The organism is Haloarcula salina, assembly GCF_049603855.1.
Lineage (GTDB): Archaea > Halobacteriota > Halobacteria > Halobacteriales > Haloarculaceae > Haloarcula > Haloarcula salina_A.
In genome coordinates, this window is the sequence record NZ_CP187146.1 from 1,360,290 (window position 1) to 1,376,448 (window position 16,159).

Annotated in this window: 11 protein-coding genes; 6 read left to right on the forward strand and 5 right to left on the reverse strand. The window is 67.3% G+C overall.

Going from position 1 to position 16,159, the window contains the following annotated elements:
* Positions 1–43: 43 nt before the first annotated feature.
* From kdgK1 to ACOZ4I_RS07120, 3 genes are all read left to right on the forward strand, one after another.
* A complete protein-coding gene (gene kdgK1 / locus ACOZ4I_RS07110; RefSeq protein ID WP_424004412.1) occupies positions 44–1,003 on the forward strand; it encodes a bifunctional 2-dehydro-3-deoxygluconokinase/2-dehydro-3-deoxygalactonokinase in 960 nt (319 codons plus the stop codon).
* A gap of 97 nt (positions 1,004–1,100) precedes the next feature.
* Positions 1,101–2,888, forward strand: a complete 1,788-nt coding sequence (pyk, locus tag ACOZ4I_RS07115; protein ID WP_424004414.1) for a pyruvate kinase — start codon at positions 1,101–1,103, stop codon at positions 2,886–2,888.
* 52 nt (positions 2,889–2,940) lie between these two features.
* Entirely contained in the window at positions 2,941–3,912 is a 972-nt protein-coding gene (locus tag ACOZ4I_RS07120) for an ROK family protein (protein ID WP_424004416.1), read from the forward strand.
* 10 nt (positions 3,913–3,922) lie between these two features.
* Here the strand turns inward: ACOZ4I_RS07120 and ACOZ4I_RS07125 are convergent, their stop codons facing one another.
* The 3 genes from ACOZ4I_RS07125 to glpK all read right to left on the reverse strand — a co-directional run bounded on the left by ACOZ4I_RS07125 (position 3,923) and on the right by glpK (position 7,801).
* Positions 3,923–5,098, reverse strand: a complete 1,176-nt coding sequence (locus ACOZ4I_RS07125) for a Cdc6/Cdc18 family protein (RefSeq protein ID WP_424004418.1) — start codon at positions 5,096–5,098, stop codon at positions 3,923–3,925.
* A gap of 63 nt (positions 5,099–5,161) precedes the next feature.
* Positions 5,162–6,265, reverse strand: a complete 1,104-nt coding sequence (locus ACOZ4I_RS07130; protein ID WP_424004420.1) for a hypothetical protein — start codon at positions 6,263–6,265, stop codon at positions 5,162–5,164.
* Positions 6,266–6,268: 3 nt separating this feature from the next.
* Positions 6,269–7,801 (reverse strand): glycerol kinase GlpK, encoded by a 1,533-nt coding sequence (glpK, locus tag ACOZ4I_RS07135; RefSeq protein ID WP_424004422.1) that lies wholly within the window; start codon positions 7,799–7,801, stop codon positions 6,269–6,271.
* Between the two features lie 639 nt (positions 7,802–8,440).
* Here glpK and glpA point away from each other — a divergent pair.
* From glpA to ACOZ4I_RS07150, 3 genes are read left to right on the forward strand one after another with little or no spacing between them, the layout of a single operon-like run.
* Complete coding sequence (gene glpA, locus ACOZ4I_RS07140) at positions 8,441–10,168, forward strand: anaerobic glycerol-3-phosphate dehydrogenase subunit GlpA (RefSeq protein ID WP_424004424.1); 1,728 nt, start codon at positions 8,441–8,443, stop codon at positions 10,166–10,168.
* Complete coding sequence (gene glpB, locus ACOZ4I_RS07145; protein WP_424004426.1) at positions 10,158–11,432, forward strand: glycerol-3-phosphate dehydrogenase subunit GlpB; 1,275 nt, start codon at positions 10,158–10,160, stop codon at positions 11,430–11,432. Before glpA ends, glpB begins: the two co-directional genes overlap by 11 nt.
* Positions 11,429–12,802, forward strand: a complete 1,374-nt coding sequence (locus ACOZ4I_RS07150; protein WP_424004428.1) for an anaerobic glycerol-3-phosphate dehydrogenase subunit C — start codon at positions 11,429–11,431, stop codon at positions 12,800–12,802. Before glpB ends, ACOZ4I_RS07150 begins: the two co-directional genes overlap by 4 nt.
* Before the next feature lie 58 nt (positions 12,803–12,860).
* Here the strand turns inward: ACOZ4I_RS07150 and ACOZ4I_RS07155 are convergent, their stop codons facing one another.
* Together ACOZ4I_RS07155 and ppc are read right to left on the reverse strand one after the other, a co-directional pair.
* On the reverse strand, positions 12,861–13,310 hold the full coding sequence (locus ACOZ4I_RS07155; RefSeq protein ID WP_424004430.1) for a universal stress protein: 450 nt from the start codon (positions 13,308–13,310) through the stop codon (positions 12,861–12,863).
* A 78-nt stretch (positions 13,311–13,388) separates the two neighbouring features.
* Complete coding sequence (gene ppc / locus ACOZ4I_RS07160; protein ID WP_424004432.1) at positions 13,389–16,085, reverse strand: phosphoenolpyruvate carboxylase; 2,697 nt, start codon at positions 16,083–16,085, stop codon at positions 13,389–13,391.
* Positions 16,086–16,159 lie beyond the last annotated feature (74 nt).

The following is a 16,159-nucleotide window of genomic DNA, read 5'->3' on the forward strand; positions in this document are numbered from 1 at the left end:
TACTTCTCTGGGATTTATACGAACCCGGTGACCAGTGAGTGATATGACGGATCTGGTCACGTTCGGAGAGACGATGCTCAGGCTCTCGCCGCCCGGAGAGGAGCGACTGGAGACCGCAGACCAGTACAACGTTCGCGCGGCGGGCGCGGAATCGAACGTCGCAGTGGCCGCCCAGCGCCTCGGCCTCGATTCGACCTGGACTTCGAAACTCCCCGACTCGCCGGTCGGTCGCCGGGTAGCTGGCGAACTGCAGCGACACGGCGTGACCGTCGACGTGGTCTGGGACGAGTCCGAGACGGGTCGGCAGGGGACCTACTATCTCGAACAGGGCGAACGGCCACGGGGGAACGAAGTGATCTACGACCGGCGGAACGCGAGCGTCACCACGGCGACGACGGCCGAGTTGCCGACCGACGCCATCGCCGACGCCGAGGGCTTTCACACCACGGGGATCACGCCCGCGCTGTCGGAGACGCTCGAAGCCACGACGGCCGACCTCCTTTCGGTCGCCCAGGACGCGGGGACCACCACGTGTATGGACCTGAACTACCGTTCGAAGCTCTGGGAGCCGGCAGCGGCCCGCGCTGTCCTGACGGACCTGTTCCCCGCGGTCGACGTGCTCGTCGTGGCCCAGCGCGACGCCGAGGTCGTCCTTGACCGGAGCGGCGATGCCGCGTCCATCGCGTCGGGTCTCGGCGACGAGTTCGGCTTCGAGGCGACGGTCGTGACCCGCGGGAGCGACGGGGCGCTCGCCCACGTCGACGGCGAGGTCGTCGAACAGCCGACGTTCGCGGCGACCGACGCACATCCGGTCGGGACGGGCGACTCCTTCGTCGGCGGCTTCCTCTCGCAGTACCTCACCGGCGAGTCCGTCGCCGACGCGCTCGCCTGGGGTGCGGCGACGGCCGCGCTCAAGCGGTCGATCCCCGGCGACATCGCCGTCGTCTCCCCCGGTGAAGTCCGCTCGATTCTCCGCGGCGAAACGGAAGCCATCTCGCGATAACCGGCCCGTCCAACAAGCTTCTTATCCCCTCGTTCGGAAGGGTACGCCATGATTAACTACGGTTCATGTAAACTCGTGACCCGCCGCGGTGATCGCCATGCGTAGCGCGAAGATCGTCTGCACGCTGGGGCCCGCGTCGGACTCGGTCGAGGACATCGCGTCGCTGGCCAAAGCGGGGATGTCCGTGGCGCGGCTCAACGCCAGCCACGGCTCGCCCGAGCACCGCCGGGAGATGATCGACCGCATCCGCGAGGTCGACGCGGCCGTCGACGAACCGGTCGCGGCGATGCTCGACATGCCCGGCCCCGAAGTACGGACGGCCGACATCGACGAGCCGATTCAGTTGGCGGAGGGGTCGACGGTCCGGTACGTCGTCGGGGACGACGCCACCCCCGAGGAAGTCGGCCTCTCCCAGTCGATCGAGGCCGTCGAACCCGGCGACCGCGTGTTGCTCGACGACGGGCGCATCGAGACGACCGTCGAGCGCGTCGACGGCGAGACGGTGTACGCGACCGTCGAGAACGGCGGCGAACTCGCCGCCCGTAAGGGCGTCAACGTCCCCGGCGTGGAACTCGACCTCCCGACGATCACGGCGAAAGACCGCAAGGAGATCGAGGTCGCCGCCGAGAAGGAACCGGACTTCGTGGCCGCCTCTTTCGTCCGCTCGGGCGAGGACATCTACGAGATCAATCAGGCCCTCGAAGAGCAGGGCGTCGACATCCCCATCATCGCGAAGATCGAACGCGCCGGGGCCGTCGAAAACCTCGATTCGATCATCGACGAGGCCTACGGCGTGATGGTCGCCCGCGGCGACCTCGGCGTCGAGTGCCCGCTCGAAGACGTGCCGATCATTCAAAAGCGCATCATCCGCCGGTGTCACGAGGCGGGCGTCCCCGTCATCACGGCGACGGAGATGCTGGACTCGATGGTCCACTCCCGGCGGCCGACCCGCGCGGAAGCCTCGGACGTGGCAAACGCCGTCCTCGACGGCACGGACGCGGTCATGCTCTCGGGCGAGACGGCCATCGGCGACCACCCGCCCCGCGTCGTCGAGACGATGGACCGCATCATCCGCGACGTGGAAGACAGCGAGGAGTACGCCGAGTCACGCGAACAACGCGTCCCCAACGCCGGAGATACGCGCACGGATGCACTCGCCCGCTCTGGACGGTTCCTCGCGCGGGACATCGGCGCGTCAGCCATCGTCGCCGCGTCCGAATCCGGCTACACGGCGCTCAAATCGGCGAAGTACCGACCGTCGATTCCCATCGTCGCGTCGACGCCGAGCGAGCGCGTTCGACGACGGCTCGCGCTCTCGTGGGGGATCACGCCGGTGACGACGAGCTACACCACCGAGGGGGCCGACGCGGTCATCCAGACGGCGGTCCAGGCCGCACTGGACACTGAAGCGGCCGACAGCGGTGACACCGTCGTCGTCCTCTCGGGGATGATGACGGAACTGGAGGGAATGAACACGGCGAACATGCTGAAAGTCCACGTCGCGGCCGAGACCGTCGCCAGCGGGCGCTCGATCGTCGACGGGCTCGTGACGGGGCCGATCCACCGGCTGTCGGGGACGACCGATCGGGAAGCGGGCGACCTCTCGACGGTTCCCGACGGGGCGATCGTCGTCGTGCCGGATGGGTTCGACGGCGAGTTCGTGGGCGACGCCAGCCGCATCGGGGGGATCATCGACGCCCACGAGGGCGTGACGAGCTACGCGGCCATCGTCGCCCGAGAGCTGTCGATTCCGATGATCTCGAACGCCGCACTGCCCGACGACACGTCCGACGGATCGACCGTGACGCTCGACGCAGAGCGCGGCGTGGTCTACGAGGAAGCCGTGGGCCGCGAGGACATCTCGGTCGCCGAACGGGAGCGCTAGGCGCGGTAGAATCTGTGTAGTTAAGTATTGCTGGGGCAACCCTTCGACCAGCATGGGCGCTTACGCAGGGGTCGACCTCGGCGCGACACACATCCGCGCCGTCATCGGTGACGAGACCGGTTCTATCGTCGCGTCACACAAGACTGAAACGCCGCGCGGGCCAGCGGGGATCGCCGTCACGGAGGCGGTCCTGAACGCGCTCCGCGAGGCCTGTGACGCCGCCGACGTCGACCCGACGGACGTGACTGCCGCCGGTATCGCCTCCTTCGGCCCGCTCGACCTCGCCGAAGGCGTCGTCGAGAACCCCGCGAACCTCCCCGACACGATCGACCGGATTCCGCTGACAGGCCCGGTCCAGAACCTCATCGAGAGCGATCGGGTGTCGCTGCACAACGACGCCAATTCTGGCGTCATCGGCGAGCGCTTCTACTCCGACCGGAACCCCGACGACATGGTGTATCTCACCATCTCCTCGGGCGTCGGGGCGGGCGTCGCCGTCGACGGGAACATCCTCTCGGGCTGGGACGGCAACGCCGGCGAGGTCGGGCACCTCACCATCGACCCGCAGGGCTTCATGACCTGTGGCTGCGGCCACGACGGCCACTGGGAGGCGTACTGCTCCGGGGAGAACATCCCGCGGTACGCGACGCAACTCCACCGCGAGGACCCAGTCGAGACGGCCCTTCCCATCGAGACGGAGGACTTCTCCGCGGCGGATATTTTCGAGTACGCCGGCGAGGACGACTTCGCCACGCACGTCCTCGAGCAGATCTGCTACTGGAACGCCATCGGCGTCGCGAACATCGTCCACTCGTACGCACCGCTCGTCATCTACGTCGGCGGCGCGGTCGCGCTCAACAACCCCGAACAGGTGCTAGAGCCGATCCGCCAGCACTTAGACGACATGGTGATGTCGAACATCCCCGACATTCAGTTGACGCAGTTCGGCGACGACGTGGTCGTCCGCGGCGCGCTCGCCGCGGCGTTGACCGGCGGCACGGGCGACCCGTCCAATCGGGTCTGACTCTGTTCGCCTACTGGCCGAGGTCGTAGAGCCGACGGAACGCCGTCGGCGGGAACCGCGGCTCCAGCCGACTCGGCGGTCGGCCCTGACCGTTCGTCGCCCGCGCCGCCACGCGGTCGACGACGCCCGACTCGGCCAGCTCGTAGAGGAACCGCTTGACCGTTCCTGGCGAAAGGTCGAGCGACTCGGCGGCGCTGATCGCCTCCGTCGTCGCTGTCACCGAGGAGCGCTCGTCCTCGCTCAGGTCGACGAGTTCCCGGAGGACGGCCTGTCGGTTCGCCGGCAGCGCGAGTACCACGCCCAGCGAGACGCAGGGGTCGGGCACCTCCGCGATGGCGTCGTCGACGTTCGCCTTCGTGATCCGGTCCTGGTCGGCGCGCTGTGCCAGTTCGGCGGCGATAAAGAGCGCTGCGAGAGCATCGTGAGCGTTTCCGTCGGCCCAGTCGGCGATCCGCCGAGCGAGGCCGTGGTCGAGGGCCTGCTGGGCGAGGCCGTCCGAGGTCCGGGTCATCAGCACGTCGACGAGCATCTGTCGCTGGTAGGGTTCGATGTGGACCGTGGTCGCGGTGTAGCGCGTTAGCTCGGTCGCCTCGGGCGCGTCACGGCCGATGGCGAGCCAACTGACGTTGCTCGGGAGGCCGGCGAAGCGGTCGACGAGTTCCGGCGAGTCGATGCTCTCCGATTCGCCGACGTGGTCGACCGCGACGACGACGCCGGTGCGCTGCTCCCTGACGAGGTCGTGGAGCCGCGTCCGAAGCGTCTCCGTGCCGATGCCGTGCTCCGGGACCGAGTCTTCGACGAGCGAGTCCAGCACGGCGTGGTAGAAGGCGAACTCGCTCGCGGTCCGGCGGGCGTCGATGTAGACGAACGACGGCGAGGTCGGCGGCTGGGCTCGGGTCGTCGTGTGGATGATGGCCTGCTGTTCCGTCGGGAGGCGCTCCAGGTTGGCGAACAGCGCCGTGACGACCGCCGACTTCCCGGACCCGCTCGGTCCGTACACGTAGGCGTTGGGCGGGAGCTGTCCGTCGAACACGGGATCGAGGTGATCCAGCAGCCGTTCGAGGACCGGGCCGCGGTCGGCGGGCTCCTCGATGTGAACGACCGGCGAGAGCGACTCGTAGTCGCGGATGAGTCGGGGCTCTCCGTTCCGGCGTTGACGACGCTTGATTCTCGCTTCGATGTCCATCGTTCAGATGAGATGTGTATCGTAACAGTTGGTGTGATAAATAAAGGCTCCCGATTCCGAGAGTCACGGCGTCGGAACCCACGCGGAGCCGCCGAAGACGCCGGCGATGGCGAGGATGGCGATGGTCAGCGTCGCGACGACGATCGCCGCCGCCGGCGGGTCGAAGTGGGTGTCCGAGTGCGCGTAGAAGACGCGCTGGATGACTTCACCCGCGAGCGCCCCGTACATCCCGAACAGTCCGGCGACGACGAGGGCGATGACGGCCGCCATCGTCCCCGTCTCGGGTGACCCGCCGAAGACGGCCAGCGCGGCCGTGCTGGCGGGCAGGGTCATGTGGTGAGTGACCGGAATCTTCTCGACGCCGAGGTTGAGGAACGTCAGGCTGGCCGCGGAGATGCCGAAGCCGAGGAACGCGCTGCCGGTCTGGATGGCGATCCAGCCGCCCAGCAGCCCGGTGACGATGCCGATCATCGCCACGTTAGCCCACTTGTACTGGTGGGGCAGCCACGGCTCGACCGCGAGCCGGTAGGACTTGGCGGTTCCGCCGTCGGTCGTCGTGCCGCCGTCCGTGGCGACGCGCTTCTCGCCGCTCTCGAACGGCGACATGTCGAGCAGGCCGCGGTCGCCAGACCCGATGAGCGGGTAGCCGAAGACGATGCGGTGGGCGACCGCCGAGAGCACGACGCCCATCGCGATCGGGTCCCACGGGAGCTGGAGGCCGCCGCTAACCTGGCGGACGAGCATCCCGAAGATGCCGAACAGGCCGCCGACGGCGAGGATGTCCGGCCGGGTGCCGAGCGCGTAGGCGATGTCCTTCGCCGGGTGGTAGTCGCCCTCGTCGGGCTCGTACATCCCGTCGTGTTTCGCCGCGTAGGCCGCGGCCGCCGCGCCGCCGGCGAACGAAACGTGCGGGCCGAACACCGGACCGAAGGCGACTGCTCCGGTCACGCCGGTCGCGGTGAGTTCACCGAGTTCGCCGATGATGTTGCCCCGGAGAATCGCCACGGCCTGACCGGCGATGACCATGAAGCCGGTGAAACAGAAGGCCGGGAGCGCGCCCAGCGCCGCCCCGAACGCGCCGCCGGCGAAGGCGGCGATGATCAGGAGCAGGAAGTCCGGCACGCCCATATCGATGATCGGAAGCTGAAGGATGAGGGTCTCCACCATCGCTTACTCCTCCGTGGCCCAGTCCCGGGAGCGGTCGACGGCGTCGTCCCAGCGCGAGTACATTCTGTCGGCCTCTCCCGAGTCCATCTCCGGCGAGAACTCCTCGTCGACCTGCCAGTTGTCCCGGAGTTCGTCGACCGTGTCCCAGTAACCGACGGCGAGGCCGGCGGCGTAGGCCGATCCGAGCGCGGTGGTCTCGTCGACCTCCGGGCGGGCGATGTCGGTCTGGATGATGTCCGACTGGAGCTGACAGAGGAAGTTGTTCTTGACCGCGCCGCCGTCGACGCGTAGCGAGGTGGTCTCGACGCCGGAGTCGGCCTCCATGGCCTCGGCCACGTCGCGGGTCTGGTAGGCGATGGACTCCAGCGTCGCACGGACGATGTGCTCCTTGCGGGTGCCGCGAGTCATGCCTACAATTGTCCCGCGTGCGCGGCCGTCCCAGTGAGGCGCGCCGAGGCCGGTGAAGGCCGGGACCATGTAGACGCCGTCGGTCGAGTCGACCGAGCGCGCGAGTTCGGCGGTCTGGGCGGCGTTGTTGATGAGGTCCACGTCTTCGAGCCACTCGATGGCCGCGCCGGTGATGAAAATCGAGCCTTCCAGGGCGTACTGGACCGGTTCGCCGGACATCTGGAAGCCGATGGTGGTGAGGAGGCCGTGGTCGGACTCGACGGCCTCGTTCCCGGTGTTCATCAGGTAGAACGAGCCGGTCCCGTAGGTGTTCTTGGCGTCGCCCTCGTCGAAGCAGGTCTGGCCGAACATGGCGGCCTGCTGGTCACCGAGCGCGCCCGCGACGGGGACTTCCTCGCCGAGGAAGCCGTCGGCGTCCGTGTGGCCGTAGAAGCTCTCGTCGGAGGACGGCCGGACCTCGGGAACCATGGACTCGGGGACACCGAACTCTTCGAGGAGTTCGTCGTCCCACTCCATGTCGTGGATGTTGTACAGCATCGTCCGCGAGGCGTTCGAGACGTCCGTGATGTGGTTGCCGGTGAGCTTGTAGATGAGCCACGCGTCGATGGTCCCCATCAGGAGTTCGCCCGCTTCGGCCCGGTCGCGGAGGTCGTCCCCGCGCGCGCTCTGCATCTTGAGCGGCTCCGCGTTGTCGAGGATCCACTCTGTTTTCGTCGCCGAGAAGTAAGCGTCACACTCCAGTCCGGTCTTGCCCCGGATCCACTCCACCTTGTCTGCCTCCTGAATCTCCTCGACGCGGTCCGTGGTCCGGCGGTCCTGCCAGACCAGCGCGTTGTGTACCGGCTTCCCGGTCTCCTTGTCCCAGACGACCGTCGTCTCGCGCTGGTTCGTGATACCCAGCGCTTCGAGCTGCTCCGCGCCCAGCCCCGCGTCGGCCAGCCCCTGCGTGACGACCTCTTGCGTGTTCTCCCAGATTTCGACCGGGTCGTGCTCCACCCACCCCGGTTCCGGGTAGATCTGTTCGTGTTTCTCGTACGCGTTCGCGACGACCTGCCCGCTGTGGTCGAACACCATGAAGCGGGTCCCGGTCGTCCCCTGGTCGATTGCGCCAACGTATGTGTCTGCCATTGTTGTTGTCTCCGTTGTGGAGGTAGCTTATTTATGGAAGCTACCACCTTACCAGTAAACAACATAGTGAATCATTATAAAGATTACTGATGGCAGGGCCCAGTCGATAAAGAATCGAGAGAGGGGCGCTCCCGGCGGAAAGCAGCGGTACGTGCAGTCCCGGTGTCGGTACCGATGTGAGGACCCGTGTCCGTCCGGGGACGGCTGGTGATGGTGGTCCCGACCGGTTCGATGATGGCGGGGCAAGATCCTCGACGACCCTCCTCGCCAACGAACCGTGTTTGGCCCACACAGAACGCAAGCCCCCGTGTTTCGCCGCCTGTGATCTGCACGCTGTCACTGGCCACCAGCGCGGGAGACCCAATCGTTACGGATGTGGCCCGGTTACCAGTATTCGAATTCGCTGTCTGCAGAGTGACTCGACTCCAGCCAGAACGTGTCTATCTCGGAGCATTCCGCGCCGAATAGTGGTCAAACGTTTTGTTATCGGCTCTCGACCGCGGTCCCTCCCGGGTCGTTTGCCCCACCGTGTCAGTTACTGGCACGTTTCAATCATTCATGATTCAATAGAAAATTTACTATCGTACGGCAGTCTGCGGTAAAGTAAAGTAGATGGCCTCCGAATTCCCGGAGAGATAGATGGGACAGACACCACACATCGCCGTCATCGGCGGCGGTTCCACCGGAGCAGGCATCGCCCGGGACCTGGCGATGCGCGGGCTCGACGTGACCCTCCTGGAACAGGGGAACCTCACGCACGGGACCACCGGTCGGATGCACGGCCTGCTCCACAGCGGCGGCCGGTACGCCGTCTCGGACCAGGCCAGCGCGACGGAGTGCATCGAGGAGAACCGCGTCCTGCGGGACATCGCCAGTCACTGCGTCGAGATGACCGGCGGCCTGTTCGTCAAGCGCCCCGAGGACTCCGAGGAGTACTTCGAGGAGAAACTGGAAGGGTGTCGGGAGTGTGACATCCCCGCGGAGGTCGTCACCGGTGAGGAGGCGCGGCGGATGGAGCCCCACCTGGCGAAAGACATCGACAAGGCCATCTCCGTGCCCGACGGGGCCGTCGATCCGTTCCGCCTAGTCGTCGCGAACGCCGCGAGCGCGCAGGAACACGGGGCCCGCATCGAGACCCACTCGAAAGTCACCGACCTCCTCGTCGAAGGCGGCGAGGTCGTCGGCGTCGAGGTCGAGCACGACTCCGGCCCGGGCAAACGCGTCCACGGCACGGCGGGCGGAACCGAGGAGATCCGCGCCGACTACGTCGTGAACGCGACGGGCGCGTGGGCCGGGCGCATCGGCGACATGGCTGGCGTCGACATCGAGGTCCGGCCCTCGAAGGGCGTCATGACCATCATGAACATCCGGCAGGTCGACACCGTCATCAACCGCTGCCGGCCGAAGGGCGACGCGGACATCGTCGTGCCCCACGAGACGACCGCCATTCTGGGCACGACCGACGAGGAAGTCGAGGACCCCGAGGACTACCCCGAAGAGCAGTGGGAGGTCGACATGATGATCGACACGCTGTCGGAGCTCATCCCGATGCTCGAAGAGGCCCGCACCATCCGCTCGTTCTGGGGCGTCCGCCCGCTGTACGAACCGCCGGACGTGGGCAGCACGGACCCCACGGACATCACGCGGGACTTCTTCCTGCTGGACCACGAGGAGCGCGACGACCTGCCCGGCATGACCAGCATCGTCGGCGGGAAGTTCACCACCTACCGGATGATGGGCGAGCAGATCTCCGACCACGTCTGCGGGAAGTTCGGCATCGATGCGGATTGCCGCACCGCCGACGTGCCGCTGCCCGGCAGCGAGGACTTCTCGGTCCTGCGGGACTACATGGACGAGTTCGGTCTGCGCTCGCCCATCGGCCGGCGCAGCGTCGAGCGACTCGGTTCCCGGGCCGACGAGGTGCTCCAAACCGACGGCCCCAATCCGACCGTCTGCGAGTGCGAGGGCGTCACGCGCGCGGAGATTCGCGACGCCATCGAAGGGTCAGGGTCGGACCTCAACGCCGTCCGCATCAGGACCCGCGCGTCGATGGGGAACTGCCAGGGCGGCTTCTGCTCGCACCGGATGGCGAGCGAACTCCACGCGGAGTACGACGAGCGCGTCGTCCGCGAGGCGTGGGACGAACTGCTCCAGGAGCGCTGGAAGGGCCAGCGACACGCCCTCTGGGGCGAACAGCTCTCGCAGGCCGCGCTGAACTACGCGCTGCACGCCACCACGCAGAACCGCGACCGGGACCCGGCCGACGGCGACCCCGTCGACTTCTCGGCGTTCGACACCGGGACCGACCGGCCCGGGGGGGTCGCGGACGCGGACGTGGCCGCCGACGGAGGGACGAATGGCGATTGAGTCTGACGTGCTCGTCGTCGGCGGTGGCCTCGCCGGCCTCACCGGTGCGCTGTCGGCGGCCCGCGAGGGGGCGGACGTGCGACTGGTCTCCTACAAGCAGAGCACGCTCCGACAGGCCTCGGGCCTCGTCGACGTGCTCGGGTACACGGCCGACGGCGACGGTCCGCTGACCGACCCGTTCGCGGCCATCCCGTCGCTTCCCGAGGGTCACCCCTACCGGACCGTCGGCGTCGAGACAGTCCGCGAGGCGCTCGCGCTGTTCGACGAGGCCGTCCCGACCTACGAGGGCGGGCACACCGACGCGAACGCGCTGCTACCGACCCACGGCGGCACGGTCAAGCCGACCGCGCGCTATCCCGCCGGCGCTCGCGCCGGCCTCGCGAGCGACGACCGGGACACGCTCCTCGTCGGCATCGAGGAGATGGTGGACTTCGACGCGCCCCACGTCGCCGCCCACCTCGACGCGGCGGGGGTCCCGTTCGACGTGCGCGGCGAGACGATCCGGTTTCCCGGCGACCTGCGCGCCGACGCGAAGGTGACGCGCTACGCGAAACTGCTCGACACGAACGGCGAGGTCGCGGTGCGCGGGCGGAAGGTCCCGGCCCGCGACGCCCTCGCCCAGCGGGTGAATCCGCTGCTCGAAGGCGAGGAGCGCGTGGGCTTCCCGGCGATACTGGGCGACGACGACCCCGGCGCGATACGGGCCGCCCTGGGAGAGAAACTGGGCGTCGACGTGTTCGAGGTGCCGATGGGACCGCCCTCGCTCCCCGGCCTGCGACTGGAGGACGCCCTGTTCGACGCGCTCGACGACGCGGGCGTCAGCATCGAGACCGGCAACCCCGTCGTGGACTTCGACGGTGACGACCGCGTCGAGCGCGTCTTCGTCGAGAAGAACGGCGCGCGCATCCCGAACAGCGCCGACCAGTACGTCCTCGCGACGGGCGGCTTCGTCGGGAAAGGCGTCGAGTCCGACCGCGACGGCGTCTTCGAACCGGTGTTCGACTGTCACGTCCCCCACGCCGATGATCGCTACGACTGGTTCGAGACCGAACTGTTCGGCGACCACGCGTTCGCTCGCTACGGGGTCGCGACCGACGACGACCTGCGACCGCTCGACGCGAGCGAGCGCCCCGAGTTCGAGAATCTGCGCGCCGCCGGCTCGGTGCTCGGCGGCTACGACTTCGCCGCCGAGAAGTCCGGCAGCGGCGTCTCGATCGCGACAGGCTACGCGGCGGGCCAGCGCGCCGCACAGGAGGCACGATGAGCGACGCCGAATCACCAGACACAGACTTCGACCCGGTTGCACCGAACACGGGGGAGGACTTCGAGCCGGTCGACGTGTTCCCCGACAGCGACGACTTCGACCTGCGCCCCGGCGCGGACTCCTGCTACAAGTGCGCGACCTGCGACACGAACTGCCCGGTCGCGGAGGTCGACGACGACTTCCCCGGCCCGAAGTTCCAGGGCCCCGAGCAGTGGCGGCTGAAACAGACCGACGACGACCACACGGTCGACGACTCGGTGATGGACTGCTCGAACTGCATGCGCTGTGACAACGCCTGCCCGTCGGGCGTCCCGCTCAGCCAGATGCACAACACCGCCCGCGGGGAGTACGTCAGCGAGCAGATGGACAAACTCTCTGTCGAGTACGTCCGCAACCGTATCCTGGCGAACTACCGCACGTCGGCGTTCTTCGCGAGCAAGGTCCCGCGGCTGGCGAACTTCGCGATGAACTTCGGCCCTGCTCGCTGGCTGATGGAGAAGACCCTCGGCGTCACGAGCGAGCGCGACTTCCCCGAGTTCGCACGGCAGACCTTCCGCGAGTGGTGGGCCGAGCGCGGCGGACAGGCGGCCTCGCGAGAGAAGGCTAAGGCGGCCCGCGAGCGCCGTGGGCTCCCCACCGACGCCGACAAGAAGGTCGCGTACTTCCACGGCTGTTACTCGAACTACAACACCACCGAGGTCGGCAAGGCGATGGTCCGCCTCTACGAGGACTTTGGCTACGAGGTCGTCGCGCCCGAGCAGAAGTGCTCCGGTACGCCGATGTTCGCAAACGGGATGCTCGACGACGCCCGCCGCCACGCCGAGGTGAACGTCTCCTCGATGTCGGACCTCGTCGAGCAGGGCTACGACGCCATCGCGTCCTGTACTTCCTGTTCGATGGCGCTCCGCCAGGAGTACCCCGAGCTATTCGACATCGACGGCATCGAGAAAGTCGCCGCCAGCACCTTCGAAGCAGTCGAGTACCTGCGCATCCACGAGGACCTCCGCGAGGAGGTCCGCGAGGCCGAGGTCGACGGCGACCTCGCCGAGGAGTTCGCCTACCACGCCCCGTGTCACTCGCGCAACCAGGGGCTGGACCGCCAGGCCGTCGAACTGTTCCGCGACCTGGACGGCGTCGCCGTCGAGGACGTGGGCGACTCCTGTTCGGGCATCTCGGGGACCTACGGCTGGAAGGAAGAGAAGTACGAGAAGTCCATGCAGATCGGTGCGGAGATGTTCGACCACATGGAAGACGCCGACGGCGAGACGGGCATGACCGAGTGTCCGACCTGCGCGATGCAGATGGAACACGGCAGCGGCTACGAGATCAGACACCCGCTGGAACTGCTGGAAGCGGCGCTGGTCGAGTAGCGCCGCTCTCCCGGACTGTTTCGTCGCCGACTCGGTTCGGCAGAAAACGGTCGCCGTCCTATTCGCCGCGGACGAAGGTCACCGGGCACGGCGCGTTCAGCATGACTTCCTGTGCCGTGGAGCCGAAGACCGCCTTGCCGGTCGGCGAGCGCTTGCGGCCGCCGACGACGACGAGGTCCGCGTCGTTCGCCTTCGCGAGGTCGACGATCTGCTGTCCGTGATTCCCGACCGCACCGCGTACGGACGTTTCGAGGTCCACGTCGTGGAACCGTTTGAGGAGTTCTCGGACGGTCGTGTGTCGGTCGGCGACCTCGTCGGGGTCGGCCTCGCCGGTGGACTCGAACTCCAGTCGCTCGACGACGTTGCCGTACTCGTCGTCGGTGAAGACGTGTGCGACGACGACCTCGGCCCCGGCCGGGCCGGCGATGTCTGTCACGGCGTCTGCGAGTTCGTCGATACGGTCCGCGTCGTTCGGGCCAACTGCCAGAAGAACGGTTTCTAACGCCATACCGGCATCTCCGCGGGACGAACAGTAAAACCTTCGATGGTTCCTACTTCAATGCAACGGCGTCACACTCGGCGGCAATTATCCGGTGTTCTTCATCCCGGCGGCGATTCCCTGCACCGTCAGCCGCAGGGTCCGCCGCTCGGTCTCGGTGCGGTGGGACTGCTTGAGCAGGCGGACCTGCAGGAGATTCAGCGGGTCGACGTATGGGTTCCGGCGCTCGAGGTTCTCCTCCAGCCAGTCCCGAGAGAGCAGGCCGTCCTGGCCGGTGATCTCGAGGACTTTCTCGACCGTCTCCTCGTACTCGGAGACGATCCGCGGGTAGATGCGCTCCCGGAGGTCCGGGTCGGCGAGGTCGGCGTACTCGCGGGCGATTTCGAGGTCGGTGCGGGCCAGTGCGAGCGACGCGTTGTCGAGTTTCGTCCGGAAGAACGGCCAGTTCTCGTACATCTCCTGAAGCGTCTCCATGTCGCCGCCGTTGTCGAGATAGGCGTCCAGCCCGGTGGCGATGGAGTACCAGCCGGGGATGATACAGCGGGCCTGCGTCCAGGAGAACACCCACGGGATGGCCCGGAGGTCGTCGACGTTGCGGTCCTCGCTGCGGGAGGCCGGCCGCGAGCCCATGTTGAGGTTCTCGATGACGGTGATCGGCGTCGCCTGTTCGAAGAACTCGACGAAGCCGTCCGTTTCCAGGAGGTCCTGGTACTCCTCGCGGGCGGCGTCGGCGGCCGTCTCCATCGCCTCGCTCCACTCGTCGGGAATCTCCTCGACCGGCTCCTCGATGGCGTTCTGGCGCGCCCGGATCTGGGCGTTGAGCATCTGTTCGAGGTTGCGCTCGGCGATGTCGGGGTTGGCGTACTTCTCGGCGATGGCCTCGCCCTGCTCGGTGAACTTGATCTGGCCGGTGACCGTCTCGTTCGGGAGCGCGAGCATGGCGTCGTTCATCGGGCCGCCACCGCGGGAGATGGAGCCGCCGCGGCCGTGGAACAGGCGCATGTCCACGTCGTAGTCGTTCGTGATGTCGGCCAGGCGCTTCTGGTTGTTGTACAGCGACCAGTTCGCGGCGAGGAAGCCGTTCTCCTTGTTCGAGTCGGAGTAGCCCAGCATGATCTCCTGAACGTTGTTGCGGGCGTCGAGCGCCTGGGAGTAGGCCTCGTTCTCGAACAGCGTGCCCATGATGCGGCGCGCGCCGGAGAGGGCGTACTCGGACTCCAGCAGCGGGACGATGTCGAACCCGCAGTAGCCGGGCAGGTCGACGATGTCCACCTGGTCGGCGAGGAACAGCACTTCCAGCGCGTGGCTGGGCTCCTCACACCAGCTAATGGCGTAGGTGTCGATGGCGTCCATGCCGAACTCGTTCTGCCAGTCGGCGGTCGCGCGGAAGCGCTCGAGGACGCGCGTCGCGTCGTCGGAGAGGCCCTCCGTGTCTTCCATGTCGATAACCGTGTTGTCCTGCAGGATGGCCTCCGTGAGGAACTCGACGCGCTCGTCCTCGTCCATTCCGGCGTAGTCGATGCCCTGTCGGTCGACGGCCTCGGCGATGGCGTCGGTGTGCATCTTGCGGTGGTCCCGCAGGTCGAGGCTCGCGAGGCTGAAGCCGAACGTCTCGACCTTGCGGATCAGCGGGTCGACGTGGGCCTCGGCGAGCACCTCGGCGTCGTTCTGCCGGAGGCTATCGGCGATGACGCGCAGGTCGGCGAGCAGTTCCTCGTCGTCCTCGTAGCCGCCCTGGCGCACGTCGCCGACGCGGACGATGGACTCGCGCATCAAGCGGAGCTTCTGGCGGTAGGGCTCGTCGGGGTAGCGCTCCTCGGCCTCGCTGGCGACGCCGGGGAGCTTCGTCTTGTGGCGGTTGAGCCGCTCGTCGAACGCCGCATCGGTCGAGATGTTCGCGGCGTCCTGGCTGAGCACGCCGGAGAGCTCCTTGAGCTTGTTGCGGTACAGCGGGAGGACGGTCTCGCGCTGGCGCTCCAGCGTCTCCTCGGTCACGTCCGTCGTCACGAAGGGGTTGCCGTCGCGGTCGGAACCGGCCCACGACCGGAACTCGTAGAGCGTGTCGACGTCGACGTCCTCGTCGTAGACGTCTTCGAGGGTCCGTTCGAGCTCGTCGTACACCTCGTCGATGACGTCGAAGAGGACGTTCTCCAGGTACCACTGGACGTTCAGCGCCTCGTCGGTGACCTCGGGGCGGCGGTCACGGACCTGCGGGGTCTGCCAGAGGCTCGTGACCTCTGCGGCGAGGTCGCGCTCGATGCGTTCCTCCTCGCGGTCGGTCAGGCGGACCTCGTCCAACTGCTCGATGTCGCGGGCGACCGACCGGAGCTTCGCCTTCACCGTCTTCCGGCGGGCCTCGGTCGGGTGGGCCGTGAACGTCGGCTCGATCAGCACGTCTTCGAGGACGTCCTCGACGTCGTCGGCGTCGACGCCGCGGTCGGCGAGGTCGCGGACGGCCTCCTCGACGCTGTCGGCGAGCACGCCCTCCTGACTCCCCTCGCGAATCTCGCGGACGCGCTCGCGCTCCTCGGCGAGGTTGATGAGTTCGAAGTACGTCGTGAACGCGCGGGCGACGATGTCCTGTGTCTCCGGGTTCAGTCGATCCAGCGCCTCGTGGACAGCCTCTCGCGTCTCCGCGTCCCCGCGGCGGTAGTCGATGCTTGAGGTCCGAATCGTCTCGACCTCTTCGAACGCTTTCGTCGACGACTGTGCTTCCAGGACCTCTCCGAGGAGGGCACCAAGCTCCCGTACGTCCTGGTTAATCTCTCTGGCGTGCAAAGTCATACCAATCCTTCCCGAACGGAGCCCTAAAACACTATTGAATCGGGGTATAGCCGATGGAAATTCGTGAACGAATC